17 protein-coding genes are annotated in these 16,820 nt (G+C 67.7%); 12 read left to right on the top strand and 5 right to left on the bottom strand.

Annotation, left to right across the window (positions count from 1 at the left end):
- Positions 1-66: 66 nt before the first annotated feature.
- The 7 genes from ubiU to ACM1PE_RS11100 all read left to right on the top strand — a co-directional run bounded on the left by ubiU (position 67) and on the right by ACM1PE_RS11100 (position 6,708).
- Positions 67-1,083: a ubiquinone anaerobic biosynthesis protein UbiU gene (gene ubiU, locus ACM1PE_RS11070; RefSeq protein ID WP_059379690.1), complete on the top strand. Its 1,017-nt coding sequence runs from the start codon at positions 67-69 to the stop codon at positions 1,081-1,083.
- Positions 1,080-1,973 (top strand): U32 family peptidase, encoded by an 894-nt coding sequence (locus tag ACM1PE_RS11075; RefSeq protein WP_059379691.1) that lies wholly within the window; start codon positions 1,080-1,082, stop codon positions 1,971-1,973. The genes ubiU and ACM1PE_RS11075 overlap by 4 nt, the downstream gene beginning before the upstream one ends.
- On the top strand, positions 1,970-2,392 hold the full coding sequence (gene ubiT, locus ACM1PE_RS11080; protein WP_059379692.1) for a ubiquinone anaerobic biosynthesis accessory factor UbiT: 423 nt from the start codon (positions 1,970-1,972) through the stop codon (positions 2,390-2,392). Before ACM1PE_RS11075 ends, ubiT begins: the two co-directional genes overlap by 4 nt.
- A gap of 122 nt (positions 2,393-2,514) precedes the next feature.
- Positions 2,515-3,231 (top strand): SDR family NAD(P)-dependent oxidoreductase, encoded by a 717-nt coding sequence (locus ACM1PE_RS11085; RefSeq protein ID WP_251880318.1) that lies wholly within the window; start codon positions 2,515-2,517, stop codon positions 3,229-3,231.
- Between the two features lie 117 nt (positions 3,232-3,348).
- Entirely contained in the window at positions 3,349-4,641 is a 1,293-nt protein-coding gene (locus tag ACM1PE_RS11090; protein ID WP_059379694.1) for an aminotransferase class I/II-fold pyridoxal phosphate-dependent enzyme, read from the top strand.
- Positions 4,642-4,644: 3 nt separating this feature from the next.
- On the top strand, positions 4,645-5,472 hold the full coding sequence (locus ACM1PE_RS11095) for an alpha/beta fold hydrolase (RefSeq protein WP_223283321.1): 828 nt from the start codon (positions 4,645-4,647) through the stop codon (positions 5,470-5,472).
- A 123-nt stretch (positions 5,473-5,595) separates the two neighbouring features.
- Positions 5,596-6,708: an acyl-CoA dehydrogenase gene (locus ACM1PE_RS11100; protein ID WP_419343277.1), complete on the top strand. Its 1,113-nt coding sequence runs from the start codon at positions 5,596-5,598 to the stop codon at positions 6,706-6,708.
- 32 nt (positions 6,709-6,740) lie between these two features.
- Here ACM1PE_RS11100 and ACM1PE_RS11105 read toward each other — a convergent pair whose 3' ends face one another.
- Entirely contained in the window at positions 6,741-7,295 is a 555-nt protein-coding gene (locus ACM1PE_RS11105) for a surface-adhesin E family protein (protein ID WP_059379696.1), read from the bottom strand.
- 119 nt (positions 7,296-7,414) lie between these two features.
- The gene (locus ACM1PE_RS11110; protein WP_059379697.1) at positions 7,415-8,104 is read right to left on the bottom strand and encodes a GntR family transcriptional regulator; all 690 of its coding nucleotides are present in this window, start codon (positions 8,102-8,104) and stop codon (positions 7,415-7,417) included.
- A 123-nt stretch (positions 8,105-8,227) separates the two neighbouring features.
- Between ACM1PE_RS11110 and araD the strand changes: the two genes are divergently transcribed.
- The 3 genes from araD to ACM1PE_RS11125 are packed head-to-tail and all read left to right on the top strand — an operon-like array spanning position 8,228 to position 11,774.
- Complete coding sequence (gene araD, locus ACM1PE_RS11115) at positions 8,228-9,958, top strand: L-arabinonate dehydratase (protein WP_251880308.1); 1,731 nt, start codon at positions 8,228-8,230, stop codon at positions 9,956-9,958.
- 57 nt (positions 9,959-10,015) lie between these two features.
- The gene (locus tag ACM1PE_RS11120; protein WP_059379699.1) at positions 10,016-10,726 is read left to right on the top strand and encodes a ribonuclease activity regulator RraA; all 711 of its coding nucleotides are present in this window, start codon (positions 10,016-10,018) and stop codon (positions 10,724-10,726) included.
- 58 nt (positions 10,727-10,784) lie between these two features.
- Positions 10,785-11,774, top strand: coding sequence for a Bug family tripartite tricarboxylate transporter substrate binding protein (locus ACM1PE_RS11125; RefSeq protein WP_419343278.1), 990 nt, complete (start codon positions 10,785-10,787; stop codon positions 11,772-11,774).
- Between the two features lie 52 nt (positions 11,775-11,826).
- Here ACM1PE_RS11125 and ACM1PE_RS11130 read toward each other — a convergent pair whose 3' ends face one another.
- Together ACM1PE_RS11130 and ACM1PE_RS11135 are read right to left on the bottom strand one after the other, a co-directional pair.
- Positions 11,827-12,792, bottom strand: a complete 966-nt coding sequence (locus ACM1PE_RS11130) for a tripartite tricarboxylate transporter substrate binding protein (protein WP_059379701.1) — start codon at positions 12,790-12,792, stop codon at positions 11,827-11,829.
- 16 nt (positions 12,793-12,808) lie between these two features.
- Positions 12,809-13,711 (bottom strand): dihydrodipicolinate synthase family protein, encoded by a 903-nt coding sequence (locus ACM1PE_RS11135; RefSeq protein ID WP_059379702.1) that lies wholly within the window; start codon positions 13,709-13,711, stop codon positions 12,809-12,811.
- A gap of 279 nt (positions 13,712-13,990) precedes the next feature.
- Between ACM1PE_RS11135 and ACM1PE_RS11140 the strand changes: the two genes are divergently transcribed.
- Positions 13,991-14,719, top strand: a complete 729-nt coding sequence (locus tag ACM1PE_RS11140) for a GntR family transcriptional regulator (protein WP_251880306.1) — start codon at positions 13,991-13,993, stop codon at positions 14,717-14,719.
- 35 nt (positions 14,720-14,754) lie between these two features.
- On the opposite strand, the gene ACM1PE_RS11145 is transcribed toward ACM1PE_RS11140, so the two are convergent.
- A complete protein-coding gene (locus ACM1PE_RS11145) occupies positions 14,755-15,741 on the bottom strand; it encodes a tripartite tricarboxylate transporter substrate binding protein (RefSeq protein ID WP_419343279.1) in 987 nt (328 codons plus the stop codon).
- 195 nt (positions 15,742-15,936) lie between these two features.
- Between ACM1PE_RS11145 and ACM1PE_RS11150 the strand changes: the two genes are divergently transcribed.
- Positions 15,937-16,818 (top strand): LysR family transcriptional regulator, encoded by an 882-nt coding sequence (locus ACM1PE_RS11150; protein ID WP_059379704.1) that lies wholly within the window; start codon positions 15,937-15,939, stop codon positions 16,816-16,818.
- Positions 16,819-16,820: the final 2 nt, after the last annotated feature.

The raw sequence follows: 16,820 nt of genomic DNA on the forward strand, positions 1-16,820 counted from the left end.
CATCCGGCACGGGCCGTTTGATCTGCGACAAGGCCAGGGGCGTGGCGGCCCCCTAGACTGGCCGGCATGGAAACTCGAACCTCTCCCATGGAGCTCGTGGCCCCCGCCGGCAGCCTGGCCGCGCTGAAGGCCGCCATCGATGCCGGCGCCGACACCGTCTACCTCGGGCTCAAGAACGCCACCAATGCCCGCAACTTCGCCGGGCTCAATTTCACCGAAAGCGATATCCGCGCCGGCGTCGAGCTGGCCCACAGCCGCGGACGGCAAGTGCTGTTCGCCATCAACACGTTTGTGCAGGCTGGCCGGGCGCCCGAATGGCGCGCCGCCGTCGACGCTGCCTATGGATTGGGCGCCGATGCGGTCATCATGGCCGACGCCGGGCTGCTGGCCTACGCCAGCGACCGCTATCCGGACCTGCGCCTGCACCTGTCGGTGCAGGGTTCCGCCACGCATGCTGACGCCATCGAGCTGATGAAGGAACAGTTCGGCATACGCCGCGTGGTGCTGCCGCGCGTGCTGACGCTGGCGGAGATCGCGCGCATCTGCGCCAATGTCAGCGTCGAGGTCGAGGTGTTCGGCTTCGGCAGCCTGTGCGTCATGGCCGAAGGCCGCTGCCTGTTGTCGTCCTACGCCACCGGCGATTCTCCCAACAACAAGGGCGTCTGTTCGCCCGCGCATGCCGTGCGCTGGTCGGAAGAGAACGGCCGCATGGATGCGCGCTTGAACGGCATCCTGATCGACCGCTACGAACCGGGCGAACCCGCCGCCTATCCCACCCTGTGCAAGGGCCGCTTCGATGTGGACGGCCAGGCGGATCACGCGCTGGAGGAACCCACCAGCCTGAACGCCATCGGCCTGTTGCCGCGGTTGGCGGAGATGGGCGTGTCCGCCATCAAGATCGAAGGGCGGCAGCGCAGCCCGGCCTATGTCACCCAGGTGGTGTCGACCTTGCGCGCCGCGTTGGACAGCGCGCATGCGGACGCTTCCCGCTTTTCGCCCCGTCCCGAATGGAACGCCATGCTGGCGCGCCATTCCGAGGGTTCCCAAGTCACGCAAGGCGCATTCGAACGTCCATGGAAATGAAACCTAGCGCGTACCGGATATCGGTCGCACCGTTGCAGTACTACTGGCCGCGCCAGCACACGCTGGATTTCTACGCGTCGCTGGCCGATGGCCCCGCCGACATCATCTACGTGGGCGAAACCGTCTGTAGCCGCAGGCACGAGCTGCGCGCCGAGGACTGGATGGAGCTGGCGCGCGACCTGCGCGCTGCGGGCAAGACGGTGGTGCTGTCGGGCCGCACGCTGATCGAGACCGGCGCCGAGGCCAGCGCGTTGAAGAAGCTCTGCGGGCAGGACGACTTCATGGTCGAAGCCGGCGAGCTGGGCGCGGTGCGGCACCTGAACGGCCGCGCCTTCGTGGCGGGGCCCCATGTCAATGCCTATCACGGCGGCACCCTCGAATGGCTGGCCGCGCGCGGCGCCGCGCGCTTCGTCGCGCCGCTGGAAATGGACGGCCGGACGCTGGCTCTTCTCATGGCGGAAAGGCCCGCTGGCCTGGAGGCGGAAGTCATGGTCTGGGGCCGCATGGCGCTGGCGTTCTCGGCGCGCTGCTTCACCGCACGGCATTTCCGTTTGAAGAAGGACGACTGCGGATTTCGCTGCATCGAGCATCCGGACGGCCTGGACATGCGCACGCGGGAGTCGAGGGATTTCCTGGCGATCAACGGTATCCAGGTGCAGTCCGGAGCCTGCCTGGACCTGCTGTCGCAGGCGCCGGCGCTGGCCGCCATGGGCGTGGAGGTGCTGCGGGTGAGTCCGCAATCGACCGGCACGCTGGACGCGATCGCCGCGCTGGATGCGATGCGGCGCGGCCTGGCGCCGATGGAGGCGCAGCCGCCCGCGGGCATGGTCCGCTGCAACGGCTACTTCCATGGCCAGCCGGGCATCGATCTGTTGGAGGCCGTGGCATGAGCGCGGCGATTCAAGTGCCGGGCGTGCTCGCCCGGCTGGGCCGGCGTCTACCCGCGCCGTTCGTCTCGCTGCACTTCACCGCCGGGCTGGAACTGGCGCGGCGGCTGAAATGGCTCACACCGCCGTCCGAACTGGAAGGCCGCAGCTTCGCCATCACGGTCGAGGACCTGGGCCTGCGCAGCAGCTTCGCGGTGCGCCAGGGCGCCTTCCGGCCGGTATGGAACGGCGCTCCCGCCGAACTGGAGCTGGGCGCCAAGCTGGCGGATCTGCTGGCCTTGATGCGCTCGGAAACGGATGCCGATACCTTGTTTTTCCAGCGCCGGCTGCGGATCTCGGGCGATACCGAGCTGGGGCTGATCGTCAAGAACTGGCTGGACGCGGCGCCGCGGCCGGCATGGCTGCAGGGCGCGGTCCGCTAGCCGCGCAATGCCCGCCAGCGCTTGCGGGCATTGCGGGAATCCGGCGCTGATCGTGCTATACCCGGCGTCATTGCCGCGGGCAGCATTGCCGTTTGCCCAGGCGCGATCGAACGGAGGCAGCAATGCGGGTCATGGTAGTAGGCGCCAGCAAGGGACTGGGCAGGGCATTCGTGGAGGGATTGGGCCAGGATGCCTCGTTGATCGTGGGCGTGGCTCGCCGCGCGCCGGCGGACATTACTGTGCCGCCCGGTTGCGAACTGCGCTGGATAGCAGCCGACCTGTCACGCCCCGAGGCCGCCGTCGAGCAGATTGCCGCGCAGGCCCCGGATGGACTCGATGCCATCCTCTACAACCTGGGCGTGTGGGAAGAGCACGCCTTCAGCGAGGATTACGATTTCCTGGCTGACTCGCCGGCGGAGATCGCGCGCATGGTGAACATCAACGTCACCGCGACCATCCTCTTGCTTCAGCGCTTGATTCCGCGCGTCCTGGGCGCACGCAAGCCGCAAGTCATTCTGACCGGCTCGACTTCCGCGCTGGCCGGCAGCGGCCGTCCCGAAGTCACGTTCGGCGCGTCCAAGCACGCGTTGCGCGGCATCGCCGACGCCTTGCGCGAGAGCTTCAGGGCGCGGCGGCTGGCGGTGACCTGCCTGCAATTGGGCTACCTGAACACGGAAGACGGCCTGGACGTGCCGCGCGACGCCGCCAGCCTGCGGGGAGAGGGCAGTTTGATACCCGTGCACGACGTGGTGGCGATGACACGCGCGCTGCTGAATCTGTCGGACGCGTCGTTCGTGCGGGAAATCGTCATGCCGGCGCTGATGGACGAGCGTTTCTGAGTGACGCACCGTGGGTGATATGGTTATGAGCGCCTGGCGGTATGCATATCCCGCCCGCCTAACTACAATCCGGCCTGGACTGCATACCGCGCCATCAGCATCAACAAGGAGACATGCGTGACCCAACAGAACAAGCCGTGGCGGCTGGAGACCATTGCCGTGCATGGCGGCTACCGCCCCGATCCGACCACGCGCGCCGTGGCCGTGCCCATCTACCAGACCGTGGCCTACGCGTTCGACGACACGCAGCATGGCGCCGACCTGTTCGACCTCAAGGTGCCGGGCAACATCTACACCCGCATCATGAACCCGACCACCGACGTGCTGGAGCAGCGCGTGGCGGCCCTGGAGGGCGGCATCGCCGCGCTGGCGCTGGCCTCGGGCCAGGCCGCGGTGACCTATGCCATCCTGACCATCGCCGAAGCGGGCGACAACATCGTCTCGTCCAGCACGCTGTACGGCGGCACCTACAACCTGTTCGCGCATACGCTGCCGCAGTACGGCATCACCACGCGTTTCGCCAATCCTTCCGACCTGGCCGCCTTCGAGGCCCAGATCGATGACCGCACCAAGGCCATCTTCGCGGAATCCGTGGGCAATCCGCTTGGCAACATCACGGACATCGCTGCGCTGGCCGAGCTGGCGCATCGCCATGGCCTGCCGCTGATCGTCGACAACACCGTGCCGTCGCCGTACCTGCTGCGTCCCATCGAACACGGCGCCGACATCGTGGTGCAGTCGTTGACCAAGTACCTGGGCGGCCACGGCACCAGCCTGGGCGGCGCCATCATCGATTCCGGCAAGTTCCCGTGGGCGGAACACAAAGAGCGTTTCAAGCGCTTGAATACGCCTGACGTCAGCTACCACGGCGTGGTCTACACCGAAGCCTTCGGTCCGGCCGCCTACATCGGCCGCGCTCGCGTGGTGCCGCTGCGCAATACCGGCGCGGCGATCTCGCCCTTCAACTCGTTCCAGATCCTGCAAGGCATCGAGACCCTGGCGCTGCGCGTGGACCGCATCGTCGAGAACACCGTCAAGATCGCCAACTACCTGCGCGAACATCCGAAGGTCGAGTGGGTCAACTACGCAGGCCTGCCGGACCATCCCGACCACGCGCTGGCGCAGAAGTACCTGGGCGGCAAGGCGCCTGGGCTCTTCACCTTCGGCGTGAAGGGCGGCCGCGAGGCCGGCGCGCGCTTCCAGGACGCGCTGCAGCTGTTCACCCGCCTGGTCAATATCGGCGACTCCAAGTCGCTGGCCACGCACCCTGCGTCGACCACGCACCGCCAGCTCAATCCCGAAGAGCTGCAGAAGGCCGGCGTGCGCGAGGAAACCGTGCGCCTGTCGATCGGCATCGAGCACATCGACGACCTGCTGGCGGATCTGGACCAGGCGCTGGCGCAGGTTTAAGCCATGACGATGCTTCCCCGCAGAACGTTGTTGAAGCTGGCCGCGGGCTTGCCCGCGCTGGCAGCTGCGGGAGCGGCCGGGGCGGCAGCTCCGGCTGCCCCGACCGCAAAGGCCCGCAACTACGTCCTGGCCCACGGCTCCTGGCATGGCGGCTGGTGCTGGCGCCCGGTGGCGGACCGTCTGCTGGCCGCAGGCCACCGCGTGTACGCGCCCAGCTACACGGGCATGGGCGACCGCGCCCACCTGTTGAGCAAGAGCATCACCATCGACACCTTCGTCGAGGATCTGGTCCAGGTCATCGAGACGCAGGAACTGAAGGACGTGATCCTGGTGGGCCACAGCTTCGGCGGCATTCCCATCACGGGCGTGGCCGACCGGATACCGCAGCGGCTTGCGCATCTGGTGTACTTCGACGCCATCGTGCTGCAAAGCGGCCAGAATGCGTTCTCCGTGTATCCGAAGGCGGATGCCGACGCGCGCATTGCGGCCGCCTCGAAGGCCACCGATGGACTGGCCGTGCCGATTCCCGATCCGCTGCCTGCAGCCTGGGGATTCACGCCGGGCAGCGCCGACCATGACTGGGTCAAGCGCCGCCTGACCGCGCATCCGCTGGCCAGCTACACCACGCCGCTGAACCTGAAGCACCCCATCGGCAACGGCGTGGCCCGTACCTACATCCATTGCACCCAGCCCGAACTGCCGGTGCTGGACGATTCGCGCAAGCTGGTGAAGTCCCAAGCGGGTTGGAACTGGGTCGACATTGCCGCGCCGCACGAAGCCCACATCACGCATCCGGCCTTGCTGGCCGATTTGCTGCTGGGCCTGGCCTGATCCAGCCAGGCCAGGACGGGCGGCTGATATGGTCGTCCGGGCGTCGCAGTTTGAGGGCATCATGCGAGATTGCGCCGGGCCGCCCGCGCCGGCGCATCCCATGACGACCCGCTGGAGACTCCCATGGCCCTTACGCCCGTCCACGCCGCGCTGCCGGCAGACCTGAAAGCCTGGCTGCGGCAACACGCCGACGCCTTGGACGACGGCAGCCTGGACGCGGCGGAGTTGTTGCCGCGGCTGGCCGCCGCCGACGTGTTGCGCCATGGCGTGCCCGTGGCGCAAGGCGGCTTGCCGGGCACGGATATCGGCGATGCCATCGAAACCATTGCGCAGTTGGCGGAACTGTCCGTCGCCGGCGCCTTCGTGGCCTGGAGCCAGCGCGTTTTCATCGAGTACCTGTTGCGCAGTCCGAACGCCGGTCTGGCGGACGCCTGGCTGGGGCCATTGCTCCAGGGCGGGCAGGCCGGCGCGACCGCGCTGTCGAACGCCATGAAGTTCCTCAGCGGCATCGAATCGCTGCAGATCGCCGCGCGCGAGGCGGGCGACGCGTGGGCGCTGGACGGGCAGATGCCTTGGGTCACGAACCTGCGGCCGCAAGGCTTCCTGGTGGCGGCCGCGGTCGCCGCGCCTGATGGCACGCCGGCGGTGGTGGCGCTGCCGCACGACATTGCGGGGCTGGAGCGCAGCGCGGACCTGCCTTTGCTGGCGTTGCAGTCGACCAATACCGCCGCGCTGGCGCTGCGTGATGTGCGCATCGGCCCCGAATGGCTGATCCATTCCGACGCGCGCCAATACCTGCCCCAGGCCCGGCCGGCCTTCGCCGGCATGCAGTGCGGCCTGTCCATCGGCTTGGCGCGGGGCGCCTTGCGCGCCGCGCTGGAGGCCGGGCAGGGCCAGGCCTCGCGCGGCATCCTGGGCCAGCCGCTGCAAGCGCTGGGCGCGCAACTGGATGCATTGACCGCGGGCTTGATCGAAGGCGTGCGTAGCGGAAGCTTCGTGGCGCAGCCCTGGCGGCTGTTCGAAATCCGCATCGCCTTGGCCGAAGCGGCCCAGCAGGCGGTGCAGCTGGAATTGCAGGCCAGCGGCGGCGGGGCCTATCTGCGGCAGGCTGGCTCAGGCTTTGCCCGGCGTTGGCGGGAAGCGGCCTTCCTGCCCATCGTTACGCCCAGCCTGGTGCAGTTGAAAACCGAACTGGCCAAACGCCAGGCGCGGCTGGCGGCCGAAGCGGCGGGATAGGCGCGCGGCGCGGCAGCGACGGCCGGCTGCTGCTACTTGCGCGGCCCCTTGCCGTTGGCCGGGCAGACGATCTCGCGCAGCTTGCGCTGTACAGGGTCTTGCGTGATGGGCGCATTGCGGATGCCGGGCGGGGGCAGGGATTCGACGACGGGGCCGGTGGCGTTCTCGCCAGCATGGTGCACGACCTGGCTGACGGTATAAGTGCCGGCGGTGCAATTCATGGTGACCGGTTGGGTCACGGAGCGGTAGGGCTGCCCGTTGGCGGCGGAAATCTTGGGCTGGGCATAGAACCAGGCCACGTTCACTGCCCTGACGGCGGGGCGCTCCGATACGACCTTGACCGACGCGCTGTCATAGAACACGCCTGGCATGGCTTGCGGGTCGAGCGGCAGCCAGTCCGGTTCGGCGGACACCATGCCGCCGGGTCCAGGGTCACGCGGCACGATGTTCACGGCGCAGGCGTCGGCGGGGACTGGGTCGCCTTCGCGTACCGTGACGGTTTCGCAGGCGCCGGGCGGGGCGGCCTGCGCGGGGTGGGTCCAGGCGGTCACGGCCAGGGCGATCAGGAATGCGTGCCTTGCGGTCATTGGTGTTTTCCGGTGGTGGCGCGGGGCGCCGGCGCCAGGCTTGTGGCCACGGCGTGTCCCCGATCATACCGGGCAGGGCGCGCGTGCGCGGGGCGAATACGTCCGAGGGGCGGCGGGGCCTACGCCGTCAGCACATATTCCGGATAGCGCTTGCAGATCTCGGCCACTTGGCTGAGGGTGCCCGAAAGGTGTTCCCGCAGCACCTGCTGGGCGCGCTGCGGGTCCTGCGCGACGATGGCGTCCAGCAGGCGCTGGTGGTCGTCCAGGATGCGTTCGGCCTTGCCGGCCTCGGGCAGGTGCAAGCGGCGCAAGCGGTCCAGGTGGCCGCTGTAGCGTTGCGCGAGTTCCCACAGCCGGGTCACGCCGGCGGCTTCGTGCATGTCGCGGTGGAAGGCCTGGTCGGCGTCGATGAAACGCTGGAACTGGCTGCTGGCGTGGCTGGCGCGCTGCAGGTCGATGCTGGCCTGCAGGCGCTGGAAGAGCTGGGGATCCGGGCGCTGCGCCAGCATCTGCACGATTTCGAGCTCCAGCGAGCGGCGCAGGAAATGCGCTTCGCGCGCGGCGTCCACGTCGATGCGGCTGACCACCGTGGTGTGCTGCGGATAGATCTCGACCAGCGCTTCTTCGGCCAGCCGCATCAGCGCGTCGCGGATCGGGGTCTGGCTCAGGCCGTAGGTTTCCGCCAGCGTGATGCGCGACAGGGGAGTACCCGGGGCCAGTTCCAGGGACACGATCTGTTCGCGTAGATGTTCAAAGACCTGGGGCGCGGCGTGGCGCGAACGGTCCAGTCTGAGCTTGGTGCTTTGCATCGGGTCGCGTGCGGAGTTGGGCCTGAAGAGTAACGGAGTTTAGCGGGTTTTTACCAGGCTGACGCACTAATGTATTAGTGTTTAAATGGCCCGGTCGCCACTATGAAACTCCGCCTCGCCCCTATGAAACGCTCCTACGAAAGCCTGCGCAGCGCCGCCTGGATGGCCAAGGACGACCTGCGTTCCTTCGGCCACCGCTCCCGCATGATGCAGATGGGCTATGGCCCCGACGACTGGGCGGGCCGCCCCGTCATCGCCATCATCAACACCTGGTCGGACCTCAATCCCTGCCACAGCCACTTCAAGCAGCGCGTCGAGGACGTCAAGCGCGGCGTGTTCCAGGCGGGCGGCTTTCCGGTGGAACTGCCCGCGATCTCGGTGTCGGAGTCCTTCGTCAAGCCGACCACCATGCTGTACCGCAATTTCCTGGCCATGGAGACCGAGGAGCTGCTGCGCAGCCACCCGGTCGACGGCGCCGTGCTCATGGGCGGCTGCGACAAGACCACGCCGGGTCTCATCATGGGCGCGGTCAGCGCCGGGCTGCCCTGTGTCTATGTGCCCGCCGGCCCCATGTTGCGCGGCAACTGGAAGGGCAAGATCCTGGGATCCGGGTCGGATGCCTGGAAGCTCTGGGACGAGCGCCGCGCCGGCAAGATCACGCAGGAGCAATGGACCGAGGTCGAGGGCGGCATCGCCCGCAGCTACGGCACCTGCATGACCATGGGCACCGCCAGCACCATGACCGCCATCGCCGAAGCCATAGGCATGACGCTGCCGGGCGCATCCTCGATCCCGGCGGCAGACGTCAACCACATGCGCATGTCGGCCGAATGCGGCCGGCGCGTGGTGGAGATGGTCTGGGAAGACCTGACACCGCAGCGCATCCTGAGCCTGGCGTCCTTCAAGAACGCCATCAACGTGGCCATGGCCATGGGCTGCTCAACCAACGCCATCGTGCACCTGGTCGCCATGTCGCGCCGCGCCGGCTGCGCCGTGGGACTGGACGATTTCGACGCCGCCAGCCGCAAGGTGCCGGTGATCGCTAACATCCGGCCCAGCGGCGACACCTATCTGATGGAAGACTTCTTCTACGCGGGCGGGCTGCCGGCGCTGATGTCGCGGCTGCAAGACCATCTGGATCCGTCCGCCATGACCGTCACCGGCAAGACGCTGGGCGAGAACATCGCCGGCGCCGAGGTCTACAACGACGATGTGATCCGCCCGCTGGACCAGGCCATCTACGACGAAGGCGCGCTGGCCGTGCTGCGCGGCAATATCGCGCCGGACGGCTGCGTCATCAAGCCCAGCGCATGCGCGCCGCAGTACCTGCGGCATACCGGCCCGGCCCTGGTGTTCGACGATTACCCCAGCATGAAGGCCGCGGTGGACGACGAGAACCTGGACGTCACCGCCGACCACATCATGATCCTGCGCAATGCCGGACCGCAGGGCGGCCCCGGCATGCCAGAGTGGGGCATGCTGCCCATCCCGACCAAGCTGGTGAAGCAGGGCGTGCGCGACATGCTGCGCCTGTCCGACGCGCGCATGAGCGGCACCAGCTACGGCGCCTGCATCCTGCACGTGGCGCCGGAAAGCTATATCGGCGGCCCGCTGGCCCTGGTGAAGACGGGCGACCTGATCACCGTGGACGTGCCCGCGCGCAGCATCCACCTGAACGTCAGCGACGACGAGCTGGCCGCGCGCCGCGCCGCCTGGACGCCGCCGCCCAGGCGCTACGAGCGCGGCTACGGCTGGATGTACTCGAAGCACATCCTCCAAGCCAACGACGGCTGCGATTTCGATTTCCTGGAAACCGCTTTCGGCGCACCCGTACCCGAACCCGAGATCTTCTAGCGCGCCATCCGCGTCCACCCCATTGCCTTCAGCCCCCCCGGAGCCATCGTGTCCCAAATGAATCCCGAAACCCGCGCCCGCCTGGCCGGCGTCAGCACCGCCACCCTGTGCACGGCCTTGTTCAAGCGCGGCCTGCGCAACCAGTTCATCCAGGACGTGCGTCCGCTGAACGCCACGCTGCCCAATATGGTCGGCCCGGCGTTCACGCTGCGCTACATCCCTGCGCGCGAGGACCTGAATACCATCAAGGTGTTCGAGGACCGCGCCCATCCGCAGCGCGTTGCGGTCGAGACCTGCCCGGAAGGCGCGGTGCTGGTCATGGACAGCCGCAAGGACGCGCGCGCGGCTTCCGCCGGCTCCATCCTGGTGACGCGGCTGATGAAGCGCGGCGTGGCTGGGGTGGTCACGGACGGCGGCTTCCGCGATTCGCCCGAGATTGCCGAGTTGGGCTTTGCCGCCTATCACCAGCGGCCTTCGGCGCCCACCAACCTGACCCTGCACCAGGCCTTGGACATCAATGCGCCCATCGGCTGCGGCGATGTGGCGGTGTGGCCGGGCGATATCGTCGTGGGCGACCGCGAGGGCGTGGTGGTGATACCCGCCAGCCTGGCCGACGAGATCGCCGTCGAAGCCGTGGAGATGACGGCCTTCGAGGACTTCGTGACCAGCGAGGTGCAGCAGGGCGCGTCCATCCTGGGGCTGTATCCGCCCACGGACCCCGGCACCAAGGACAAGTTCGCCGCATGGCGCAAGCAACAGGGCCGCTGAGCCTTGCCGCCGGCGCAGCCGGCAACCCCATAAGCCAAACAAGAGGCAGGAGACAACCATGAACACGCAACGACGCGGCGCGCTGGCCGCGCTGCTGGCCGCCGCCATGCTGGGTACGCTGGCGGCGCCCGCGCAGGCCGCCGACTGGCCCGCGCAGAAGCCGATTTCCTATGTGGTGCCATTCACCGTGGGCGGTTCGACCGACGTGGTGGGCCGGGTGCTGGCGCAGAAGCTGGGCGACCGCCTGCACCAGAACGTCATCGTCGAGAACAAGCCCGGCGCCGCGGGCGGCATCGGCGCGACCTATGTGGCCAAGGCCACGCCCGACGGCTACACCCTGTTCGGCGGCACCATCAGCACGCACGCCATCAACGCCAGCCTGTACAAGAACCTGAAGTACGACCCGGTCAAGGACTTCGAGCCGGTTTCGCTGATCGCCTACCTGCCTAATGTGCTGCTGGTGGACCCCAACCTGGGCGTGAATTCGGTGGCCGACCTGATCGCGCTGTTGAAGCGCGACCCGTCCAAGCGCACCTTCGCGTCCTCGGGCGCGGGCACCTCCACGCATCTGGCCGGCGAACTGTTTTCCAGCATGATAGGCGTGCCGCTCACGCACGTGCCGTACAAGGGCACGCCGCCCGCCATGGTGGACGTGTCCTCCGGCGCGGTGACCTTCATGTTCGACCAGATGACGGCGGCCTTGCCTCTGCTGCAGACCGGCAAGCTCAAGCTCCTGGCCGTGACCACCAAGGACCGCATCGCGCTGGCGCCCGAGGTGCCGACCATGCAGGAGGCCGGCGTGCCGGGCTTCCAGATGGCGTCCTGGCAGGCGGTATACGCGCCCAAGGGCACGCCCAAACCCATCCTCGACAAGCTGGCCCAGGAAATCGCAGCGATCCTGAAAGAGCCGGACGTGCAGGAGAAGCTGGGCAAGACCATGGGGATGGAACTGGTCGGCAGCACGCCCGAACAACTGCGGGACCTGATGGCGACGGAAATCCCGCGTTGGGCGGAAGTGGTGAAGAAGTCGGGCGCGACGGTCGAATAGGCGGATCGGGCGAGCGGGCGTGGCGCGCCCGCCGCCGTTCAGGGCTACGCGTTCAGGGCTTCAGATTGAGCTTGGGCACCAAGGCCTTGAACGCCTCTTCCTGGCGCGCCACGTCGGCCGTGAATTGCGGCAGGTCGGCGTAGGAGGGCGTCAGGTTCTGCTTGCGCATCAAGGCCTGGAAGTCCTGCGATTGCGCCACCTGGCGGGCCGCGGCCCGCCATTTCTCGACCGCGTCGGCGGGCGTGGCCTTGGGCAGGCCGATGCCGCGCCAGACGCTGAACTGCAGGTCCGCGCCTTTCTCCTTCATGGTCGGGACAGAGGGCAGGTTGTCCAGGCGCTTGGGCGCCATGACGGCCAGGGTGCGCAGCTTGCCGGTCTCGACGTGCTGCTGCAGTTCGGCGTAGGCGACCGTGGTGGCTTGCACATCGCCCGCCAGGAGGCCCATGATGGCCGGGGCCGAACCCTGGTAAGGCACGTGCACGAACTTCACGCCGGCCTGTTCGCCCAGCGCCGCCGCCGCCATGTGCGGCACCGTGCCGATGCCGGCATTGGACACGGCGACGCGTTCGGGATTCTTCCTGGCGTCCGCCAGGAATTCCTCCACCGTCTTCCAGGGTGCGTCGGCGCGCACCGTGACCGATGAGGGATCGTCGGTGAAGCGGGCGATGGGCTGGAAGTCGCCCACCGTGGTCTTGCCTATGCCCATCAGCGGCACCACCAGCATTTCGGGCGTCATCAACACCAGCTTGTAGCCGTCGGGCTGCGCGTTGGCCACGTAGGCCCAGCCGATGGAGCCGCTGGCGCCCGGCTTGTTGATCACCACTGTGGGCTGCGCCAGCAGGGGCGGGCGCACCGCCTCGGCGATGGCGCGCGCGGTGTTGTCGCTGCCGCCGCCGGGCTGGTAGGCGACCACCAGTTCCATCGAGCGGGCGGGGTAGTCCGCGGCATGCGCGGCGGACAGGACGGAAACTGCGGACAGGGCGCTGAGGGCCAGCGCGGACAGGCGGTAGGGGCGCATGGTGGCGGCTCCGGTATCAGTAGCCCAGGGCGGAAAGATCCGCGAGCGTCTGTTTGGTGATGGCGATGGTGCGTTCGCGTTCGGCTCCGGCCAGGTCCAGGCGCGGCGGCTTGACGGTTTCGGCGCTGCCGGTGATCAGGTGTTCGGCCAGCTTGATGTGCTGCACCAGCTTGACCACGGTGTCCAGGTGGAACAGCGGCGTCAACGCGGCATAGAGCTTGCGGGCCCGCACGAAATCGCCTTCGACGGCCAGCTTCAGCAGGTCCACCGAAGCCTTGGGCACGGCGTTGGCCATGCCGGATACCCAGGCCGTCACGCCCAGCGCGGCGCTTTCCAGGATCAGGTCGTCCACGCCGCAGACCACGGCAAGGCGGTCGCCGAAGCGCGTGATCAGGTCGGTGACGCGGGTGGTGTCGTAGGACTCCTCCTTGATGGCGACGATGGTCGGCTCTTCCAGCAGCTCGGCCACCAGGTCCGGCGTCAGGTCCACGCCGTAGCCGCGCGGGTTGTTGTAGAGCAAGATGGGCAGGGCGCTGGCGCGCGCCACTTCGCGATAGAAGGCCACGGTCTCGCGGCCGTCGGACTTGTAGGTCAGGCCGGGGAACACCATCAGGCCGTTCACGCCAATGCGCGCGGCTTCCTGCGCGAAGGCGGCGGCGCGGGCGGTGCCGGTTTCCGCCACGCCAGAAATCACCGGCACCCGGCCGCGCACGGTGTCCACGGCGGTGCGCAGCACCTGCAGCTTCTCTTCGGGCGAGAGCTGGGCGTTTTCGCCCACCATGCCCATCATCACGACGCCGCCCACGCCGTTCTCGATCAGGCGTTCCAGTCCCAGGCGGATGGCCTCCAGGTCCAGCGAAAAATCGGGTTTCAGCTTGGTGGTGACGGCGGGGAATACGCCTTGCCATTGAATGCTCATGCTGCGGCTCCTGATGCGTGGTCCAGCCGGTGCAATCCGGCTGGATGGTGGTTATTGGATATTGGATCCAAAAATATGGGGCTTAAAAAAACGAGGCTCGGGCCTCGGTCCGTCGCCCTGGCGGGCGGCGGTTTGAACTGGATCATGGATCCAATATACTCACATTAAAAGGGCTGTGGCTATCGGCTGTCTCTCGGGGTTTTCCTGGGCATGGCGGCGCGGGTTCCGCGTAGTCCCTCCCGTGCCGCTCCCGCCGCACGGTGCAACCAGGCAGGTTTCATGTCACAGAATTCGCCGCTTTCCGCTTCCAACCCGTCCCGTTCCCAGGCCGCCAGCCCCGGCCGTTTGGTGCGCAAGACCGCCGTCGAACTGGTGGTCGACGAATTGCGCGACCGCATCCTGTCCGGCGCGCTTCCTCCCGGCTCTGCGCTGCGCCAGGAATTGTTCGCCGAGGAACTGGGGGTGAGCCGGCTGCCTGTGCGCGAGGCTATCCGCCAGCTCAGCGCCGAAGGGCTGATCGACATGATTCCGCATCGCGGCGCCTACGTCTCCATGCTGTCGCGCGCCGAGGTGCAGGAGTTCTTCGACATCCGGCTGCGGCTGGAGCCATGGCTGTTGCGCCTGGCCGTGCAGCAGCGCGAGCCCCAGGACCTGGAGCTGGCGAGCCAGGTGGTGGCGCAGATGGACACGGCCGAGCCCGAGCAATGGGGGCGCCTGAACTGGCAACTGCACGAACTGCTGTACCGTTCGGCGCAACGGCCCGCCGCGCTGGCCATGGTGCGCGCGCTGCACGAAAAATCCGAACGCTATTTCCGCTTCCAGATCGTCAACGCGCCGATCCGCCAGCAGGCCCACGACGAGCACAGTGAACTGATCGCGCTCGCCCGGCAGGGCCGGGCCGAAGACGCCGAAGCCGCGCTGGAGCGGCATATCGGCGAAGCCGCCGAGCAGATACTCGCCATCGTCGATCATCTGCTGGATGCGTCGGCCTTGCAGGAACCCGCCTAGACGTCCAGCTCCAGCGTGCCGCAGCCGCGCTGGCCTCAATTGATCTTGATGTTGCGTTCCTTCACCAGCGTCTTCCATTGCGCGGTCTCGCGCGCCAGGTGGTCGCGCAGTTCATCCGGCATGCCGCCGATGGGCTCGGCGCCGATGGAGTCCAGCGTGGCGCGCACCTTGGCGTCGTTCAGCGACGCGCGCATCGCGGCGTTCAGTTTCGCGACCACCTCGGGCGGCGTGCCGGCGGGGGCGAAGGCCGCGAACCAGGGCATCAATTCGTAGCCGGGCAGGCCGCTTTCCGCGACGGTGGGCACGTCGGGCAGGGCGGCCGAGCGCTTGCTGGTGGTCACTGCCAGCGCCCGCAGCTTGCCGGCTTCGATGTGCGGCTTGGCGGAGGTGATGCTGTCGAACACGTAGTCCACCTGTCCGCCCAGCAGGTCGGCGACGGCGGGGCCGCTGCCTTTGTAGGGCACGTGCAGCATATCCACCTGGGCCATGGACAGGAACAGCTCGCCCGCCAGATGGATGGAGGTTCCCACGCCGGCCGAGGCGTAGGTGTAGTGGTTGGGCTGTGCCTTTGCCTTGGCAATGACGTCCTGCACGCTGGTGGCGCCGGTGCGCGCGGGATTGGTGACCAGCACGTTCGGCACCACGGCCAGCAGCGAGATCGGGGCGAAATCCTTGATCGGGTCGTAGTTCAGGTCCTTGTACAGGGCCGGGTTGACCGCCATGCCGTTGGCGACGATCAGGATGGTGTAGCCGTCGGGCTTGGCGCGGGCCACGCTGGCCGCGCCGATATTGCCGCCCGCGCCCGCGCGGTTCTCCACGATGAAGGTGGTGTTGAGCTGCTTGCCCATGGATTCGCCCAGGGTGCGGGCGATGCTGTCCATCGCGCCGCCGGGCGGGAAGGGAACGATCCATTTGACCGGGTGGTCCGGGTACGTCTGGGCCAGCGTTGCGGACGCGCCGCCCAGCAGCGCCAGGCCGGCACAGGCCAGGGCGATTCGTTTGAATACAGGGCGCAAGCGCATGATGGTCTCCGTAATGCTGGAATTATTGTGTTGCCGCGCGCCTTTGGCCCAAGGATCCCGGGCAAGTAACTTCCGGGATTCATACTTTCAAAGTGCAGGCTTGCGCGACGGTTCAGTATGGCTTGCGTTTTCCCTGCGAGTCCAAGACTATATGGGTTCCGATTGATACCTTTATGGTATGTATGGAGCCATGCCATGCAACTGAGGCAACTGCGTTATTTCCAGGCTGTGGCGGAGGAAGGCAGCTTCACCCGCGCGGCCGCCCGGCTGCACATGGCCCAACCGCCCCTCAGCCGCCAGATCCGCCTGTTCGAGGAAGAACTCGGTGTGCAGCTGTTCGAACGCACCACGCGGGCGCTGCGTCTGACGGAAGCGGGCCGCTTCCTGCTGGAACAATCGCGCCTGCTGACCGCGCGCCTGGAAGAGGTGCTGGAAGGCACGCGCCGGCTGGGGCAGACCCAGCGGCGCTGGTTCGGCATAGGCTTTGTGCCGTCATCCCTGTACGGCTTCGTGCCCGAGCTGATCCGGCAGTTGCGCAACGCCGACCCGCAGGTCGAGGTGGGTCTCACGGAAATGACCACCTTGCCGCAGCTGGAAGCGCTCAAGGCCGGCCGCATCGACCTGGGCATAGGCCGCATCCTGTTCGACGATCCCGCCATCGAGCGGCGGGTGCTGATGACCGAAGCGCTGATGGCCGCGGTGCCGCTGGGCCATCCGATCGCGCGGCTGCGGCGCGTGTCCGTCGAACGCCTGGCGCGCGAACCTTTCGTGCTGTATCCGGCGCGCCCGCGGCCGAACTTCTCCGACCATGTGTTGGGCCTGTTCCGTGCAGCGGGACATGCGCCGCAGGTGGTGCAGGAAGCCAACGAACTTCAGACCGCCATCGGCCTGGTGGCGGCGGGGCTGGGCGTGACGGTGGTGCCGGCGTCGGTGCAGCGCCTGCAGCGGCAGGATGTGGCGCACGTGGCGATCGATGCCGATACCTTCGTGTCGCCGGTGATCGTCAGCTACCGCAAGGATGACACGTCGGCGTTCCTGGCGCGGGCGTTGGGGCTGGCGCAGGCGCTGGCCGGTTAGCA

The sequence above is a fragment of the Achromobacter sp. PD1 genome (assembly GCF_048541815.1).
In the GTDB taxonomy this organism is placed as follows: Bacteria; Pseudomonadota; Gammaproteobacteria; order Burkholderiales; family Burkholderiaceae_B; genus Achromobacter; species Achromobacter bronchisepticus_A.

Excerpts from the sequence above, each read along its gene's own strand:
- ubiU (WP_059379690.1), top strand. The coding sequence starts at position 67 with ATGGAAACTCGAACCTCTCCCATGGAGCTCGTGGCCCCCGCCGGCAGC.
- ACM1PE_RS11075 (WP_059379691.1), top strand. The coding sequence starts at position 1,080 with ATGAAACCTAGCGCGTACCGGATATCGGTCGCACCGTTGCAGTACTAC.
- ubiT (WP_059379692.1), top strand. The coding sequence starts at position 1,970 with ATGAGCGCGGCGATTCAAGTGCCGGGCGTGCTCGCCCGGCTGGGCCGG.
- ACM1PE_RS11085 (WP_251880318.1), top strand. The coding sequence starts at position 2,515 with ATGCGGGTCATGGTAGTAGGCGCCAGCAAGGGACTGGGCAGGGCATTC.
- ACM1PE_RS11095 (WP_223283321.1), top strand. The coding sequence starts at position 4,645 with ATGACGATGCTTCCCCGCAGAACGTTGTTGAAGCTGGCCGCGGGCTTG.
- ACM1PE_RS11100 (WP_419343277.1), top strand. The coding sequence starts at position 5,596 with ATGGCCCTTACGCCCGTCCACGCCGCGCTGCCGGCAGACCTGAAAGCC.
- ACM1PE_RS11105 (WP_059379696.1), bottom strand. The coding sequence starts at position 7,295 with ATGACCGCAAGGCACGCATTCCTGATCGCCCTGGCCGTGACCGCCTGG.
- ACM1PE_RS11110 (WP_059379697.1), bottom strand. The coding sequence starts at position 8,104 with ATGCAAAGCACCAAGCTCAGACTGGACCGTTCGCGCCACGCCGCGCCC.
- araD (WP_251880308.1), top strand. The coding sequence starts at position 8,228 with ATGAAACGCTCCTACGAAAGCCTGCGCAGCGCCGCCTGGATGGCCAAG.
- ACM1PE_RS11120 (WP_059379699.1), top strand. The coding sequence starts at position 10,016 with ATGAATCCCGAAACCCGCGCCCGCCTGGCCGGCGTCAGCACCGCCACC.
- ACM1PE_RS11125 (WP_419343278.1), top strand. The coding sequence starts at position 10,785 with ATGAACACGCAACGACGCGGCGCGCTGGCCGCGCTGCTGGCCGCCGCC.
- ACM1PE_RS11130 (WP_059379701.1), bottom strand. The coding sequence starts at position 12,792 with ATGCGCCCCTACCGCCTGTCCGCGCTGGCCCTCAGCGCCCTGTCCGCA.
- ACM1PE_RS11135 (WP_059379702.1), bottom strand. The coding sequence starts at position 13,711 with ATGAGCATTCAATGGCAAGGCGTATTCCCCGCCGTCACCACCAAGCTG.
- ACM1PE_RS11140 (WP_251880306.1), top strand. The coding sequence starts at position 13,991 with ATGTCACAGAATTCGCCGCTTTCCGCTTCCAACCCGTCCCGTTCCCAG.
- ACM1PE_RS11145 (WP_419343279.1), bottom strand. The coding sequence starts at position 15,741 with ATGCGCTTGCGCCCTGTATTCAAACGAATCGCCCTGGCCTGTGCCGGC.
- ACM1PE_RS11150 (WP_059379704.1), top strand. The coding sequence starts at position 15,937 with ATGCAACTGAGGCAACTGCGTTATTTCCAGGCTGTGGCGGAGGAAGGC.